This is a genomic window from Hirschia sp. (assembly GCF_058892565.1).
The window spans coordinates 81626-97140 of the sequence record NZ_JBZXVU010000012.1; the positions used below are offsets into that span (position 1 = coordinate 81626).

At 46.1% G+C, this 15515-nt stretch carries 17 protein-coding genes; 6 read left to right on the top strand and 11 right to left on the bottom strand.

Translation table 11 applies throughout. From position 1 onward, the window contains the following. Positions 1-25: 25 nt before the first annotated feature. Entirely contained in the window at positions 26-1099 is a 1074-nt protein-coding gene (locus AC5EF3_RS05195) for an alpha/beta hydrolase (RefSeq protein WP_493547277.1), read from the bottom strand. 84 nt (positions 1100-1183) lie between these two features. Further along, a complete protein-coding gene (gene purL / locus AC5EF3_RS05200; protein WP_493547278.1) occupies positions 1184-3454 on the bottom strand; it encodes a phosphoribosylformylglycinamidine synthase subunit PurL in 2271 nt (756 codons plus the stop codon). Between the two features lie 158 nt (positions 3455-3612). Between purL and AC5EF3_RS05205 the strand changes: the two genes are divergently transcribed. Beyond that, positions 3613-4002, top strand: a complete 390-nt coding sequence (locus AC5EF3_RS05205; protein WP_015826454.1) for a BRCT domain-containing protein — start codon at positions 3613-3615, stop codon at positions 4000-4002. 21 nt (positions 4003-4023) lie between these two features. On the opposite strand, the gene AC5EF3_RS05210 is transcribed toward AC5EF3_RS05205, so the two are convergent. Genes AC5EF3_RS05210 through purC form a run of 4 tightly spaced genes read right to left on the bottom strand, consistent with a single transcriptional unit; the run spans position 4024 to position 6420 of the window. Continuing rightward, a complete protein-coding gene (locus AC5EF3_RS05210; protein ID WP_015826455.1) occupies positions 4024-4632 on the bottom strand; it encodes a hypothetical protein in 609 nt (202 codons plus the stop codon). A gap of 48 nt (positions 4633-4680) precedes the next feature. Further along, entirely contained in the window at positions 4681-5355 is a 675-nt protein-coding gene (gene purQ / locus AC5EF3_RS05215; RefSeq protein ID WP_493547279.1) for a phosphoribosylformylglycinamidine synthase subunit PurQ, read from the bottom strand. Between the two features lie 45 nt (positions 5356-5400). Further along, positions 5401-5643, bottom strand: coding sequence for a phosphoribosylformylglycinamidine synthase subunit PurS (gene purS, locus AC5EF3_RS05220; protein WP_015826457.1), 243 nt, complete (start codon positions 5641-5643; stop codon positions 5401-5403). Next, positions 5644-6420, bottom strand: coding sequence for a phosphoribosylaminoimidazolesuccinocarboxamide synthase (gene purC / locus AC5EF3_RS05225; protein WP_015826458.1), 777 nt, complete (start codon positions 6418-6420; stop codon positions 5644-5646). A gap of 278 nt (positions 6421-6698) precedes the next feature. Here purC and AC5EF3_RS05230 point away from each other — a divergent pair, with 278 nt between their 5' ends. Both AC5EF3_RS05230 and AC5EF3_RS05235 read left to right on the top strand, forming a co-directional pair. Further along, complete coding sequence (locus AC5EF3_RS05230; protein WP_015826459.1) at positions 6699-7028, top strand: DUF1476 domain-containing protein; 330 nt, start codon at positions 6699-6701, stop codon at positions 7026-7028. Between the two features lie 245 nt (positions 7029-7273). Then, the gene (locus AC5EF3_RS05235) at positions 7274-7582 is read left to right on the top strand and encodes a DUF1476 domain-containing protein (RefSeq protein WP_015826460.1); all 309 of its coding nucleotides are present in this window, start codon (positions 7274-7276) and stop codon (positions 7580-7582) included. Between the two features lie 30 nt (positions 7583-7612). On the opposite strand, the gene AC5EF3_RS05240 is transcribed toward AC5EF3_RS05235, so the two are convergent. Both AC5EF3_RS05240 and purB read right to left on the bottom strand, forming a co-directional pair. Then, entirely contained in the window at positions 7613-8095 is a 483-nt protein-coding gene (locus AC5EF3_RS05240) for a TlpA family protein disulfide reductase (RefSeq protein ID WP_493547280.1), read from the bottom strand. A 173-nt stretch (positions 8096-8268) separates the two neighbouring features. Beyond that, positions 8269-9576 (bottom strand): adenylosuccinate lyase, encoded by a 1308-nt coding sequence (gene purB, locus AC5EF3_RS05245; RefSeq protein WP_015826462.1) that lies wholly within the window; start codon positions 9574-9576, stop codon positions 8269-8271. Between the two features lie 362 nt (positions 9577-9938). Between purB and AC5EF3_RS05250 the strand changes: the two genes are divergently transcribed. After that, positions 9939-10910, top strand: coding sequence for a peptidoglycan-binding domain-containing protein (locus AC5EF3_RS05250; RefSeq protein WP_015826463.1), 972 nt, complete (start codon positions 9939-9941; stop codon positions 10908-10910). A 99-nt stretch (positions 10911-11009) separates the two neighbouring features. On the opposite strand, the gene AC5EF3_RS05255 is transcribed toward AC5EF3_RS05250, so the two are convergent. Beyond that, complete coding sequence (locus tag AC5EF3_RS05255) at positions 11010-11714, bottom strand: TetR/AcrR family transcriptional regulator (RefSeq protein WP_493547281.1); 705 nt, start codon at positions 11712-11714, stop codon at positions 11010-11012. A 126-nt stretch (positions 11715-11840) separates the two neighbouring features. Here AC5EF3_RS05255 and AC5EF3_RS05260 point away from each other — a divergent pair, with 126 nt between their 5' ends. Next, positions 11841-12707, top strand: a complete 867-nt coding sequence (locus tag AC5EF3_RS05260) for an NAD(P)H-binding protein (protein ID WP_493547282.1) — start codon at positions 11841-11843, stop codon at positions 12705-12707. A gap of 86 nt (positions 12708-12793) precedes the next feature. Here the strand turns inward: AC5EF3_RS05260 and radC are convergent, their stop codons facing one another. Both radC and map read right to left on the bottom strand, forming a co-directional pair. Further along, positions 12794-13612 carry a RadC family protein gene (gene radC / locus AC5EF3_RS05265; RefSeq protein WP_493547283.1) on the bottom strand — a complete coding sequence of 273 codons (819 nt, stop codon included), beginning with the start codon at positions 13610-13612 and terminating at the stop codon, positions 12794-12796. 29 nt (positions 13613-13641) lie between these two features. Further along, positions 13642-14478, bottom strand: a complete 837-nt coding sequence (gene map, locus AC5EF3_RS05270) for a type I methionyl aminopeptidase (RefSeq protein WP_083773106.1) — start codon at positions 14476-14478, stop codon at positions 13642-13644. Positions 14479-14716: 238 nt separating this feature from the next. Here map and AC5EF3_RS05275 point away from each other — a divergent pair, with 238 nt between their 5' ends. Continuing rightward, a complete protein-coding gene (locus AC5EF3_RS05275) occupies positions 14717-15493 on the top strand; it encodes a competence/damage-inducible protein A (RefSeq protein ID WP_493547284.1) in 777 nt (258 codons plus the stop codon). The last annotated feature ends 22 nt before the right edge of the window (positions 15494-15515 follow it).

Here is a 15515-nt window from a genome sequence, read left to right on the forward strand (position 1 = left end):
GTGTCTGAGATCTCAGATGCCGCTTTTATGTTGTGAATGCACGTTTTAATGCATCACGCTTGGCACTGTTAAAGGTTTGTCCCAATCGCGTGTTTGCTGCGATATTATCAAAGGCATGAAAGCCGCCCGGAGATACATATAATTCTGTTTCAACACCGGCTTTGATAAGTGCTTTTGCATAAGCGATGTTTTCTTCTGCAAATAAATCAACTGATCCTGTGCCGATAAAGGTTGGTGGTAGTCCTTTGAGGTCTGTTCTTCTGGCTGGTACACCTGCAATTGGTACATTTTTTCCGCCAGCTGGTACGCCTAGAAAAGACGTCCATCCAAAATTGTTTTCAGCTTCTGACCAAACAATTCCGCCGCGCCCAAGATTCGGGCTGAAATTTGTACCAGTGCGGTCATCTAACATTGGATAAATCAAGCATTGGAAGCTTAAAGGCACTTCACCGCGATCACGTGCTGCGAGCGCGAGTAGGGCTGAATGCCCGCCGCCAGCGCTACCGCCCATAACAGCTATACGATTGCGATCTATACCAAGTTGACCTGCGTTCTTATAAGCCCAAAGCAACGCCGAATAATTATCGTTTACAGACCCTTCAAATGTAGTTTCAGGTGCTAGGCGATATTCAGGTGCAATGACTACGCAGCCAAGGTCTTTCACAAGGGAATTGAAACGCTTTATCAAGCCTTTGGAGTGGCCTGAAACATACCCACCCCCATGCATATAAATGATGGCTGGTTTAGGGCCTTGTGCATCATCATAAACTATATGGATTGGGACATCGGGGCCATTTGCAACACCGGGAATTAGTTTAACATCATATCCGGGGGATTGACTGGGCTGTATTGTCTCAAGCCAGCTCATATCGCCGCGTTTTTCCATTAAGGTTGCAGCAGAAACACGACTACGCTCACCGCTTTCGTATTTATCAAGAAAACTCTTCGCGATTGGGCGTAGTTCTGGATCAATGCTGGCCAGTAAGGTGGATGCAGATTGAGGCGGCGCTAATGATGGATTTGAAATGCAGCCGCTAAGAGTTGATCCTGCTAGGCCCAATGCGCCTGCGGATAGTAAATCGCGTCTATTCAATGCCATGTTTATATCTTCCCCAATTTGTGTCACCGGTGTCATTGAGTAGAATGGCTGACTTTGTCAAACAAGGGAAGACTAGAATTTACCTTAGTTTAGACTAGCCATGTATTCCGGCATCCAGTCCTCATGAGCTGCGCGTAGATCTGCAAGAGATACGGATTGATCGCCAAGCTGTACGCTATCTCCGCCAAACTGGCCGATAGGCGTTAGGGGGATGTTGGCATCTAGTGCTTTGGCCATAACATCAGGCACATTGCCTGGTGAAATTGCCAATAAATAGCGTCCCTGATCTTCACCAAAATAATGCGCTAAAAGATCAGTATCTTCTTCCAGCATGGCATTATTAAGGGCGACACCTACTCCGCAGCCAAGCCCCATTTCAGCGGCAGCACATGCAAGGCCGCCATCAGAAATATCATGACAGGCAGTTACGAGGCGGGCTTTGATAAGTGTACGTACAAATTCACCGCGGCGCTTTTCTGTTGCTAGATCAACAGGTGGTGGCGGGCCTTCTTCGCGGCCTATTATTTCACGTAAATACAGGCTGGCATTAAGGTGTGTGCCAACATCACCAATCATCATCAACACATCGCCTAGGCGTGCTTTAGTCGCTGTTGTGGTTTGTCCAATGTTTTTGACAAGACCAATACCGCCGCAAACAGGCGTTGGTGGAATGGCGACGCCGTCAGTCTGATTATTCAGGGATACATTTCCTGAGACGACAGGGAAATCTAACTCTTTACAGGCTGCAGCCATGCCTTCGATTGCTTTGACGATATAGCCCATTGTATCTGGTTTATTCGGGCTACCAAAGTTTAGATTGTTTGTGATGGCAATTGGTTCTGCACCGACAGAAGATAGGTTTCTATAGGCCTCAGCGACGGCTTGCTTACCGCCTTCAAATGGATCTGCAGCCACATATTGAGGGTTACAGTCTGAACAGATGGCAAGGGCTTTATCCGTGCCGTGCACGCGCACAAGAGCTGCATCTCCACCAGATTCAGAGGAATCAACAGTGTCGCCCATGACATGACGATCATATTGTTCCCAGATCCAGCGTTTGGATGCCATGTTTGGCAAAGCAAGCATGGCCTTTAATGTATCTGCGTAGCTTGCAGGTGTAGGGATATCTGCCCGTGGAACTGGTGTTGCCGCTTGTGGTTCATTCCAAGGAAGATCGTATTTAGGGGCATCTTCTGCCAATGGTGGCACGGGGATATCACAAACAACTTCACCAAATTGAGTGAGGACAAAGCGGCCTGTATCTGTTGTTTTTCCGATGACTTCAGCGTCTAGATCCCATTTGTCAAAAATGGCTTTGGCAACATCTTCGCGGCCCGGTTTTAGAATCATCAACATGCGTTCTTGTGATTCAGAAAGCATAATCTCAAACGCGGTCATGTTTGTTTCACGCTGAGGCACTGCATCCATATCCATTTCGATGCCGATGCCGCCTTTGTCAGCGATCTCAACAGCGGATGAAGTTAGACCTGCAGCGCCCATATCTTGAATAGATTCAATGGCATCAGTTGCCATCAATTCAAGACAGGCTTCGATAAGAAGCTTTTCAGTGAAGGGGGCACCCACTTGAACTGTTGGGCGCTTTTCTTCATCACCTTCAGCAAATTCTGCGGACGACATGGATGCGCCGCCAATTCCGTCGCGGCCAGTTTTGGCACCAACATACATAACGGAACGACCAGGGACCGCGCCTTTAGCGTAGAAAATCTTGTCTTGGTCAGCTAGGCCAACAGCCATCGCATTGACGAGGATATTGCCATTATAGCCTTTGTGGAATTGGGTTTCACCGGCAACAGTTGGTACACCTACACAATTTCCATAACCACCAATACCTGCAACCACACCTTCAACAAGAGAGCGTGTTTTAGGGTGTGTTGGTTCACCAAAACGAAGTGCATTTACAAGCGCAACAGGGCGTGCACCCATGGTAAAGACATCACGCAAGATACCGCCGACACCTGTGGCAGCACCTTGATAAGGTTCAATAAATGATGGGTGGTTGTGGCTTTCCATCTTGAAGATACAGGCCTGACCATCATCAATATCAACAACACCAGCATTCTCACCGGGACCTTGAATAACGCGATCACCTTTGGTTGGGAATTTGGCCAAATGCATACGGGATGATTTGTAGGAGCAATGCTCTGACCACATCTCACCGATCACACCAAGTTCCACGCGATTTGGTGCACGACCTAATCGATCCAGCAGAACTTTATACTCTTCAGCATTAACACCACGATCAGCAGCATCTTGTTCATTTTGAACAGCTGTCATCGCTTCAAGGATTTTCAACTGAATGTCGCGGGCGGGGAGTTTTTGTGTGATATCGTTCATGACGCGCCATTTAGCATTAACTGGCCGAACGCGCTAGCCATTCAAGGGCGTGATTTGCAACAAAAATGACCTTGGCGTTTGGCTTTGAATACCGCTTGCTGTAGGAAACACTTTTTTGGATTGCATCAAGTCTTCCATTCGACAAAATAGGAGACCTTATGACCTATACCCCAGACCCTTGGTTGATACTTTCGAAGAAATCCGACTTAGCGGCCGATGACATTTCTCAAATGAGTTCTGAAGACGCTTGGGAAGCAATTGCACAATTGCGCGATTTGACGAATGAAAATCATGATCCTGCTGTGCGGCGTTTGCGCATGTGTTTTGTTGGTTTTAGCCCTGAGCTAAAAGAAAAACTGGGTGATGAAGCTTTTGCTTTGGGGTTTCTGGTCGATAATGGATTGACGAAAAAATTGGATTTTATGGTTTGTGGACCAACGGCTCCTGCGTCGAAAATTCGAGCGGCCGAAAAGTTTGGTGTTGAGATTTTGATGGAATTTGAATTTAAAGAATTTCAAGAAACAGGTGAATTGCCGATTCGTGAATAAATAAACAAAACAAAGTGTTACTTATTCAATGAGGCGAATTTCCAACTCTCCGCCTTCTGGCATTGCCCGAATTTGTTCTGCCAGATCTGCATAAAATGAGATCATGTCTGTGAGTGCCATGGCGGCCATATTTTCGACTGTCTCTTGCCCGCCGCCCACAAATGGCATTTTAGGAAATAAGCGATGCCCAACTGGAAGGGCACCGTGTACATCTTGCCAGTCATGGCATAGTCGCCAGCCCGTCATCCGAGAATATTCTTTAAGGATACGCGCAGCCCAGCCTTCAAGGTCATGTGCAACGCGGACAAACTTTCCGGTTTCCAAATCCATGCGTAAAATACCTTGATTCGAAACGAAAAAAGGATAGCCAATCGCGTCAACAGCGAAGGCATAACTTACGCCGCCAGTCTTTGGGTATAGGCGTGACCACTGCGCGATAGTGGGGTGATTTTGGCCGGGAAGATTAAGCAAACTGTCATCTGCAAACACCCAGAGCGCATTTTCAAGTGCGAAAAATCCATTGCGCTGCTTTAGAAGCTTTTGAAGCGGTTCATCTTTGATACCTTGGGCGTGCGTATCTGGACCTAGAGCAGGTGTTGAGATGGACAATAATTCTTCTAGCGCAGTCATTGAAAACGACCTTTTAGTGCGTCTGATAAGTGAGAAATACGGCTTTATTTATGCGTTGACAGAAATTGACTGCATAAGACTTTCAAACATGGCAAGGCCATCTGTACCACCTTCATGACCACCAATTGCGCGTTCAGGATGAGGCATCATACCAAGCACACGCCCATTTTTCGATGTGATACCAGCTATATCCCGTGCTGAACCATTGGGGTTGCCGTCATATTTAAATGGCACACGACCTTCGCCTTCTAGTGTTTCGAGTGTGTGTTCATCTGCAAAGTAATTGCCGTCATGGTGTGCAATTGGTATCGAGATTTTCTCACCAGATTTGTACTTATCCGTGTATGCAGTGTTGGCATTGTTCACAATCAGTGTCTGCTGTTTGCAAACAAAGTGTAGAGACGCGTTGCGCATGAGTGCGCCGGGCAAAAGACCCGTTTCAGTCAGAATTTGAAACCCGTTACACACACCTAAAATATACCCGCCGCGATCAGCATGGGCTTTAAGTGCGGATATGATTGGGGAGTTACCCGCCATAGCGCCACAACGAAGATGGTCCCCATATGAAAATCCACCGGGCACCATGACTATGTCTGTGCCATCAGGAATGCTTGCATCCTTGTGCCAGACCATATTGGGTTCCTGACCAGATGCTTTGCGAAGTGCTGTTTGCGCGTCACGGTCACAATTGGAACCGGGAAATACAATAACGGCAGATTTCATATCGTTGTGAGCCTTGTTTCTTCTTTGGGCTGAAAGGGCGCTAGCTTATGCCAGTTCGATTTCGTATTTTTCGATCACGGTATTGGCGAGTAATTTTTCGCACATGTCTTTGACCCTCGCTTCAGCATGAGAGGGTTCTAGACCATCTTCTAATTCGAGTTCGATGATTTTCCCTACACGGACTTCACCCACTTCGGAAAAGCCTAGACGGGAAAGTGTGTCACCAACAGTTTTGCCTTGCGGATCAAGAACACCGGGTTTCAAGCTTACGTGTACGCGCGCTTTCATCTATTTATCTCCCTTGATGGAAACGATTTCAGCGCCGCCGCTTCCGTTTTCATTCTCTTTAATAATGCCCAGACGACGCGCAACTTCAGCATAGGCTTCTGTTACACCGCCCATGTCGCGGCGGAAACGGTCTTTGTCTAGTTTTTCATTGGTTTCCATGTCCCATAGGCGACATGAATCAGGGCTGATTTCATCGGCAAGAATAGTGCGGAAAGAATCCCCTTCATAATGGCGGCCAAATTCGACTTTGAAATCGACAAGGCGAATGCCGATTGCTGCAAACATGCCGGCCATGAAATCATTGACGCGCAAAGCTAAGGAGACCATGTCGTCTATTTCTTGAGCGGTTGCCCAGCCAAAAGCACCAATATGCTCTTCTGAAACAAGTGGGTCACCCAGCTCGTCTTTTTTGTAGTAGAATTCAACAAGAGAGCGAGGCAGCTGCGTGCCTTCTTCTAAGCCAAGGCGCTTAGCGATAGAGCCAGCAGCAACATTGCGGCAGACCACTTCAAGAGGGATAACTTCAACCTGCTTGATCAATTGCTCACGCATATTAATGCGTTTGATAAAGTGTGTCGGAATACCGATGCCACCAAGGCGCGTGAACACTAACTCGGAAATGCGATTGTTAAGCACACCTTTGCCGTCAAGCACTGCACGTTTTTCAGCATTATTTGCTGTTGCGTCGTCCTTGAAATATTGAATGAGTGTACCAGGTTCTGGTCCTTCATAAAGGATCTTCGCCTTACCTTCGTAGATTTTCCGGCCGCGCGCCATACGTGTTTTACTCCTGATAGGTGCCCGCGAAACGCAGGCGTTATCTTGTCACTTCTGAGAATACAGTATCCCATATAGAAGATTTTCTATATTGGATAGCATGAGCAGAGTCGCGATCTATATCACGCATTTTCTGTTTGAAACGGAGTCTTACAATAAATTTGTATGTTTTTCGTCAAAATTCTTGCTTTTATGTCGCGTCAACCACAGCTATTGAGTAGGCTATAGAAGCAAAACTGCTATAATTAATTTGCGCTCATAATATCCGGAGATCCGCAATGACAACATTCGATAAGCGTGAAAAAGCTTTTGAAGCTAAATTCGCTCAAAGTGAGAGCCTACGATTCAAAGCGTCAGCACGTCGTAATAAATTGCTGGGACTATGGGCCGCTGACCTCATGGGTTTGGTTGGCGCTGATGCTGATGCTTACGCAAAAGAAGTGATCAAATCAGACTTTGAAGAAGTCGGTGATGATGATGTATTTCGCAAAGTGCGTGCTGATCTAGAAGCGAAAAATGTAGATCGTAGCGAACAGCAAATCAGAAAACAAATGGATGAATTGCTAAGCGTCGCGAAAGCACAGCTTATGGGTGAAGAGGAAGAATAGTCTTCCCATACACGGGCTTTAAGTAAGCCATTTAATTTTTAAAAGCCTCCTGATTTTCATCGGGAGGCTTTTTTCATAATGGGCGCGTGAAGTGGGTTTTATAGTTAACTGATTATGGCGCTTTTTTTTACAAAAGACTGTTTCATCCACACATGGCTTAAATTTTATTGTGTTATTCATAAACAAAGAAACTACTAAAAAAGTGGTATTTCAGAGAAAATAATAAGCCTTGGAGGGGCCACCAGATGAAGCAATTACAAGCACGAGCTCGCGCTGAAGAGGGTTCATACGTGAATAAGCAAACATCAGAGTTTCTTGTTCAGGCGCGTAGCTTGCGTCAGCTGGGTGAATGGGCTGCTAAAGAGCTTATGGGTGAAGGTGCGCCGGGTGTTGCCGTTTACGCTGAAGCATTGGTGCGTTCAGGCATTGCTGGAAACGATGCGTTTAAGAATGTTGAAGATGATTTGCGTCTTGCCGGACGTGAGGATTGTAGCGTTGAAGTGACTTCACGGTTTCAAAAAATTCTGGATGAAGCTCGCCAAAACGTCGGTTAACACTAAAGTTGAGTGAAGGCTTTCAGGTGATTACTGGACCCGCTTATTAGGTGCGGGACACATGATTGAGCCAGTTTCTCTTTTTCCGATAGGCGTCGTGCGGACAATTTCTCTGGCTGCAAGGATCTGCATTTCGATTGCATCTGTCGACATTGTCCGATTGATGCAATCGATTTTTTCCCCAGAATCTGCAGAGACGAGAACAGCAAGGCCGGTGAGGCCTGCATAATCAGCAAATACACCGGCGATGAAAGTGCCATTCACTTTTTTGAAGGCTTCCGACATTGTATCGCCATTGGTGAAATCCAATTCTACACGTTCAACCGAGCCATCTTTGAAGCGGTCTGCTGCCTGATCAATACGTGGGTCTAGGATTTTACAATTGGGACACCACTCAGCCGTCAGGTTTACAAGATAGACTTCTTGCGCGTTTGCGGGAGAGGTGAAGGACATCATCAGGGCTGTGGCTGCTAAGGTGAATGTGGTTAGAAGCGATGATTTGATAGTCTTCATAAACAATACCCTGAAATGCTAAATACTTTGAAGTGTTGGTCTGCGGCTGAACTATATCTATACGCACATTTTAGAATGCAGGATGAATATATGTTGAAGTGACCATCCTGATATAAAGAAACCTGCCTTCGTGAAAGCAGGTTTCTGATATCGTTTGTGCGTATCAATAGCTTCTATTTGCCAAAAACACGTTTGAAAACATGGTCTACGTTTTTGAAGTGGTAGCCAAGGTCAAACAGGCTTTCGATTTTTTCGTCTGATAGCTTGCTGGAAACCTCTTCATCACCTTTGAGGTAGTTCATGAAGTCGCCTTCTGTGCGGTTTGGGTTATCCCACACGCGCATGGCGTTGCGCTGAACGAGACGGTAAGCATCTTCGCGGGATGTGCCAGCTTCGACCAAAGCAAGAAGAACACGCTGTGAATTGTGTAAGCCGCCAAGACGGTTGAGGTTGGCCAGCATGTTGTCAGGGTAGATAACGAGGTTTTCGATTACGCCTGCAAGACGGTGAAGCGCGAAATCAAGGTGGATTGTAGCATCTGGCCCGATACCGCGCTCAACAGATGAGTGAGAGATATCACGCTCATGCCAAAGTGCGACGTTTTCTAGTGCCGGTACAACAGATGAGCGCACCAAGCGGGCAAGGCCTGTAAGGTTTTCAGTCAGCACAGGGTTGCGCTTGTGTGGCATTGCAGAAGAGCCTTTTTGACCTGCGGAGAAAAATTCTTCCGCTTCGAGAACTTCTGTGCGTTGAAGGTGGCGAATTTCTGTGGCGATATTTTCGATTGTTGATGCAATCACACCAAGGGCTGAAAAGAATGCGGCATGACGGTCGCGCGGAATAACCTGTGTTGAAACAGGCTCGGCCACCATGCCGAGGCGCTCAGCGACCATTTCTTCAATGCGTGGGTCGATATTTGCGAAAGTTCCCACAGCACCAGAAATTGCACATGTTGAGATTTCTTTTTTTGCCACTTCCAGACGTTCGCGATTGCGCTGCATTTGCGCGTGGAAGCCTGCGAGTTTTAAGCCGAATGTTGTTGGTTCTGCATGGATACCGTGGCTGCGCCCGATAGTTGGTGTCATTTTGTGTTCGATGGCGCGCTTTTCTAAAGCTGCTAGAACACGGTCTACGCCGCCCAAGAGAATGTCAGAAGCTTGTTTTAGCTGAACAGCCAAACATGTATCTAGGACGTCTGATGAAGTCATGCCTTTGTGGAGAAAACGGGCTTCTTCACCAACGTGCTCAGCGACAGAGGTTAGAAATGCAATCACATCGTGTTTAACTTCACGTTCGATTTCATCCACGCGGTCTACATCAAAGTCGCCGCGCTCACGGGCTGCGATTGCAGCTTCTTTGGGGATAATATCTAGCTCTGCCATGGCTTCAGCAGCGAGTGTCTCGATTTCTAGCCAAACACCATAACGTGCCTTTGGGGTCCAAATCGCAGTCATTTCAGGGCGGGCATAACGAGGGATCATTTTATATTTCCTTGAGGAACAGCATGTTTGAAAATCTTTGCTGTTGTAAAACAGGAGATATGACGGGGTATCAAGTCCTGTGGAGAATTATTTGTCATAAAAATTTTAAGCCACCGATACATGTATGTAATTTTGATGAAATTTTCAGAAAATTTCCGGCTTTACTGCTAAAAATGCTGGTTCAGGCTTGCATTTGGGTTAATGTGAAAAAGGCTTAGAGTCGGTTCATGGGGGCTATGTGGTTTGCGCATGCCAAGCCGGCAACGACATTCGTTCAGATTATATTCAGACGGGGGTCGGGTAAAAGCTGACGGGTATTTTTTGCAGCGTGTGCTGCTTTTGAAACTAGGGGAGAAGTCTAGATGGCTACCAAAACACTTATGCTTTCCGCAGCCGCGGTTGTTGGTTTAACTGGCGTTGCAAACGCTCAAAGCGCTGGTTACCCACCAGAAGCTCAACCAGGTCAATGTTTCGCACGCGTGCTTATTCCAGAAACAACTCAAATTGTAACTGAAGAAGTTGTTGACCAACCTGAACGTACTGAAATTAAAGTTATTCAAGCTCAGTACGAAATGGTAACAGAAACAGTTGTTGTTAAAGAAGAAACAACTCAATTCTCTGTTATTCCGGCGACTTATGAAACAGTAACAGAGCAAGTTATTGTGGCTGGTGAGCAAACAGAAAAAATCGTCATTCCTGCACAAATCGAAACTTACACTGAGCAAGTTTTGGTGCGTCCAGCTTACACAACATGGAAGCCAGGCGCGGGTCTTTATGGCCGTGGAAATGCTGGTTTTGGTCCTGCTTCAGGCGACGCAACATCCACAACAGGTGAGCTGCTTTGTAAAGTTGAAGTGCCTGCTGAATACACAACAGTGACACGTACACGTGTGGCAACACCTGAAACAACAGATGTTCGTGTTATTCCTGCACGTTATGAAACAGTGACGAAGCAAGTGGTTGCTCAGCCTGCGCAAGTTGTAGAGCAAATTATCCCTGCTGTGACTGAAACAGTTCAAGTTCGTAAAATGGTATCACCTGCGCGTGAAGAAGTGATCACTATTCCTGCGACTTACAAAACAATCGAAAAGCGTGAAGTTACTGGTGGCGGCGGTATCGAATGGCGTCAGGTTCTTTGTGACACAAACACATCAGCAGCTGAGATTGCTGAAGTTCAGCGCGCTTTGACAAACGCTGGTTATTCAGTGCCTGCTGATGGTGTATTTGGCGCAGCAACATTGACTGCAATGGAATCATACCAACGTGCAAACGGTCTTCCAGTTGGATACCTAACAATGAGCACAGTTGAGTCTCTTGGTCTTTCAATCCGCTAATTTTAGCTGATTGCGTCTTATCTAAGGTGAGACAAAATTAAGCCCCGTCATAGCAATATGGTGGGGCTTATTTGTTGGAAGTGGGTGATTAAAATAACGTCATTTCGCTATTCTATCCAAAAGTTCTGTCAACAAAAGTCGTTCGCCATTACTAAGGTTTGTCGCTTGGTTTAAAGACGCTTTTAATGTAATTGCAGTGCTTTTGAGTGTTACATTTTCTGTGTGTTGAGGCTCATGTGTTATTGCCGAGATGACAGCCTCTCGAGCTGTTTCAATCAGTCCTAAATCACGATGTTCTTGGGGTTGTTTTAACAGGGTGGCGACAGTTCCTGTTCCAACAGAGGTCAAAAGGTTTAAAGCTCTTTCTTCACTCGTTTTGAGTTTTCCTGCTTTGGCAATTGCAGCTATTTTTTCTTTAAGGAGGCCGCGGCCGGTTTCTGTAGCTGAAGAGTGTTGTTGTTGCATTGCATTGCCAGATAGAATTTCGAAAATTTCAGGGTTAGCGAGACCAAAGGAAACATGAATATCCCAACCCTCGCGCAAATCTTGAATTGGATCCGAGTGGCGCAGGCGTATAGATTTTTCTGTAATATATGAGTTTAGGCGATGATTGGCTACAGCATCTAAAAGTCCCTGTTTATCATTGAAAAGTCTATAAATTGTAGGGGCTTGTACTTCCGCAGCTTCTGAAATAGCGCGCGTTGTTGCAGCTGTTTTCCCGCCTATATCAATCAGTTTGACTGTCGCTTCGATAATGCGAGTGCGCGTATCTTTTTTGTCGGTATTGGAGAGTAATTTATCCATGAACGGTACGATAGCTTAATCTTTACGTCATTGGAACAGGTGTCTTGCCGATAAACATTATCAATGATAACATTTTTATGTTATCATTGATAATGTTCTGTTAGAATAACAATTTAGGGTGTGCAAATGTTTGTTATAAGTGGTGCTTCCGGGCAACTTGGCCAAGCTGTCGTTAAAAAAATTCTCCAATATGTACCTTCAAATCAAGTAGTCGCGACATGCAGAGACCCCAGCAAGGTTGGTGATCTTGTTAATATGGGAGTGACCGTCCGATATGGCGATTTCATGAACCCAGAGAGTTTGATCCAGGCTTTCAGAGGCGCGAGCCAATTACTTATAGTGTCATCCAATGCCCGCAGCCATGGCGGGGACCCTTTGAGCCAACACCAAAATGCAATCCACGCTGCACAGAAGGTGGGAGTGAAGCGGGTTGTCTATACAAGCCATATGGCTGCAAGTGAATTTTCAGCATTTCCACCAATGCATGATCATTTTGAAACCGAAAAAATGCTAAAAGCTTCCAGCTTAAATTGGATTGCTTTACGGCACGGTTTTTATGGTGCCAGCGGTATCAGTATGGTTACAAATGCATTCAAAATGGGATCATTTGAAATTGCAAAAGATGGTCCCATTTCTTGGACCGCTCATGATGATTTAGCAGAAGCCGCTGCAATCATACTTTGCGATAAAAGTTACAAAAGCGGACCAACTTCTCCGCTGACTGGCCCTGAAGCCCTTAGTTTTATAGATTTGTTGGAATTAGTCACAAATGAAACGGGAAAATTGATTCCAATCAATATTTTACCAGATGAAGAATTGCGTGCTAATTTGGTTTCAAATGGTCTACCGGCTCGTGCAGCAAATATAATACTTGGTTTATATATCGCTGCGAGAAAAGGTGAGTTTGCGCAAGTTGATTCTACGCTTGCAAATATCTTAGGCCGACGACCAATGACGGTTGAAGAGCTGCTAAAAAATACAAGTAATATTTAATGTATTGTTTTGTATTGTTTTGTATTGTTTTTTTGTAACATTTCAATAAATACCGCCTCTGGCGAATAACCGCCATTCCGCTTTTGCTAAATCAAATTCTTCGCTTTGAGGCTGGTAATGCCTTTTTTGCCGACGATTAAATGGTCGTGGATGGTGATTTCTAATGGCTCGAAAGCATCCATAATTTCGCGTGTTACATCAATATCAGCGCGCGATGGTGTGGGGTCACCAGATGGATGATTGTGCACAAGGATGAGTGCGGATGCGGAAAGCTCAAGCGCACGTTTGGCGAGTTCTCGCGGATAAACGGGCGCGTGATTTATCGTGCCTTGAGATTGGCGTTCGTCTGCGATGAGTTGGTTTTTATGGTCTAAAAACAATACTCTAAACTGTTCCTCGGTTTCATGTTGTAGCGCAATACGAACATGCGAGAGCAAGGCTCCCCAGTTGGAGATGATGGGGCGGGCTTTGACCTCTTCCAAAGAGCAACGTTGATTGAGAAGATGGGTGGTTTGGATATATGTCGCACAGGTCTCGCCAATACCATCCACTTCCATGAGGCGTTTGATTGGGGCTGCCATCACGCCAGATATGCCGCCAAATTTATCTATCAAAGCTTTGGCAACAGGTTTCACATCGCGGCGAGGAATGAATGCAAAGAGCAGTAATTCAAGCAATTCATAATCGGGCAACGTGTTGCCATGGCCTTGCAAAACGCGGTCCCTTAGGCGGTCGCGATGCCCATGATAATGTTTGACTGGTTTGCTTTTAGGTTTTGCTGCAGGTTGTGCAGGGGTGTTTGATACAAGCGGAGTGGATGAATATTGAACGCCAAGACCATCCTCAACACCACTGGGCTTTTCTCCATTGGTTGCTTGAGAATTGGTGTTCGCGTTCTCATTCATTGTCGACAGTCTCCCCAAACTCTATCGAACTATTTGTCCGATAATGTGTGCGGGGTGTCGAGTCCCTTTGGAGATTTTGTGAAAATTTCAAACCCGTCTTTCGTGACGCCGATAGAATGCTCAAATTGCGCTGTCAGTGAGCGGTCACGTGTTACTGCCGTCCAGCCATCAGGTAATAGAGCGACATCTTTTTTACCAAGATTGATCATAGGCTCGATTGTGAAAATCATGCCTTCTTTTAGTTCTGGGCCTGTGCCGCGACGTCCATAGTGTAGGATATTTGGGGCATCATGAAAAAGCTTGCCGAGACCGTGGCCGCAAAATGCTTCGACGACGGAACAGCGCTGAGCTTCTGCATATTCTTGAATGGCTGCGCCGATATCGCCTGTTGTTGCGCCGGGTTTAACTTCTGCCATGCCGCGCATTAGACATTCATAGGTGATATCCATAAGGCGGCTGGCTTTGCGTTTGGCTTCACCGGCCACAAACATGCGAGATGTGTCGCCATGCCAACCATCGACGAGCGAAGTGATATCAATATTGAGAATATCGCCATCTTTAAGTGGTTTTTTGTGGGTTGGGATACCGTGGCAAACGACATGATTTAAAGATGTGCAAAGCGAATGCTTATAGCCGCGATACATCATAGTGGCGGCGACTGAGCCATGATCGAATAGGAATTGGCGGGCAAGGTCATCAAGGTGGCCTGTGGTGACGCCGGGTTTGACTTCATCGACCAACATATCCAAGCAGCGTGCGGATAGATTTCCCGCAGCCTTCATGCCTTCAAACCCTTCTGGACCATGTATTCGGATAGCACCAGTATTGCGAAGAGGCAGTGTGTTAGCGTCGATGTAATTCATTATTTGGGTATTCCGGTACGATGTTTCTATTTGTCCAGCAAATCAAAGATATATCTGATCTGTAGACATGTCTCTAACGTAGACACTATGTGCCATAGATCAAAGGCAAAATTTATTTCATTATCTGTTTGGTGGCAGTCATAGCATATAAGTTCAAGTCTTGCGATGAAACGAACATGCATAGAATGCCAGTTATGCAGCTATGTGACACACACCAAATGCTCAATTTAGGAATTTTATTATGCCAGCAGAAACTTCAGTCCTTCAAGATGTTACCGCTGGTGTTTTACTCATTGGAGATGAAATCCTTTCTGGTCGGACGCAGGATACAAATCTGAAAACGATTGCTGATTTTCTCTCTCCGCTTGGCATTCGTGTGGCGCAGGCGCGGGTGATTGCAGATGATGCGGCGACGATTATTGAGTCCGTTCGGGCGCTAAGCTCTGCTTATGATTATGTGTTCACAACAGGCGGTATCGGCCCCACGCATGATGACATAACCGCCGAATGTATCGCGAAAGCCTTTAATGTTGGGATTAGCGTGCGTGATGATGCTCGCAAAGTGCTGGAAGATTGGTATGCGCAGACAGACCGTGACGTGACAGATGCTCGCTTGCGTATGGCGCGAATTCCTGATGGTGCGCGCTTAATACCCAATCCGGTTTCTGGTGCGCCGGGTTTTATTATCGAAAATGTGCATGTGATGGCGGGTGTGCCGCGCATTATGAAAGCGATGCTACATAATATCGGTCCAAATTTAAAAGGCGGTGCAATTGTATATGGGCGCACTTTAAGAGCAGATGGATTGAGAGAAGGTGATATCGCTGTTGATTTAGGCATATTGGCGGAGAAAATGCCGGATCTGAGCTTTGGATCCTATCCATGGTTTACTGATAGCGATTCTGGCGTTGCGCTTGTGGTGCGCGGTGTGGATGAAGTTAGGCTTGAAGTCGCAGAAAAAGCGCTTATCGAGCTGGCGACAAAATTGGGAAAAATCCCTGAAGTTTCACGTCATTGATACGGTTTAAAAACATGCGCCA

Coding starts and splice junctions, on each gene's coding strand:
- radC (WP_493547283.1), bottom strand. CDS start 13,612: ATGAATGAGAACGCGAACACCAATTCTCAAGCAACCAATGGAGAAAAG.
- purQ (WP_493547279.1), bottom strand. CDS start 5,355: ATGAAATCTGCCGTTATTGTATTTCCCGGTTCCAATTGTGACCGTGAC.
- AC5EF3_RS05275 (WP_493547284.1), top strand. CDS start 14,717: ATGCCAGCAGAAACTTCAGTCCTTCAAGATGTTACCGCTGGTGTTTTA.
- AC5EF3_RS05210 (WP_015826455.1), bottom strand. CDS start 4,632: ATGACTGCGCTAGAAGAATTATTGTCCATCTCAACACCTGCTCTAGGT.
- purS (WP_015826457.1), bottom strand. CDS start 5,643: ATGAAAGCGCGCGTACACGTAAGCTTGAAACCCGGTGTTCTTGATCCG.
- purC (WP_015826458.1), bottom strand. CDS start 6,420: ATGGCGCGCGGCCGGAAAATCTACGAAGGTAAGGCGAAGATCCTTTAT.
- AC5EF3_RS05205 (WP_015826454.1), top strand. CDS start 3,613: ATGACCTATACCCCAGACCCTTGGTTGATACTTTCGAAGAAATCCGAC.
- AC5EF3_RS05195 (WP_493547277.1), bottom strand. CDS start 1,099: ATGGCATTGAATAGACGCGATTTACTATCCGCAGGCGCATTGGGCCTA.
- AC5EF3_RS05235 (WP_015826460.1), top strand. CDS start 7,274: ATGAAGCAATTACAAGCACGAGCTCGCGCTGAAGAGGGTTCATACGTG.
- AC5EF3_RS05260 (WP_493547282.1), top strand. CDS start 11,841: ATGTTTGTTATAAGTGGTGCTTCCGGGCAACTTGGCCAAGCTGTCGTT.
- purB (WP_015826462.1), bottom strand. CDS start 9,576: ATGATCCCTCGTTATGCCCGCCCTGAAATGACTGCGATTTGGACCCCA.
- AC5EF3_RS05240 (WP_493547280.1), bottom strand. CDS start 8,095: ATGAAGACTATCAAATCATCGCTTCTAACCACATTCACCTTAGCAGCC.
- AC5EF3_RS05255 (WP_493547281.1), bottom strand. CDS start 11,714: ATGGATAAATTACTCTCCAATACCGACAAAAAAGATACGCGCACTCGC.
- purL (WP_493547278.1), bottom strand. CDS start 3,454: ATGAACGATATCACACAAAAACTCCCCGCCCGCGACATTCAGTTGAAA.
- AC5EF3_RS05250 (WP_015826463.1), top strand. CDS start 9,939: ATGGCTACCAAAACACTTATGCTTTCCGCAGCCGCGGTTGTTGGTTTA.
- AC5EF3_RS05230 (WP_015826459.1), top strand. CDS start 6,699: ATGACAACATTCGATAAGCGTGAAAAAGCTTTTGAAGCTAAATTCGCT.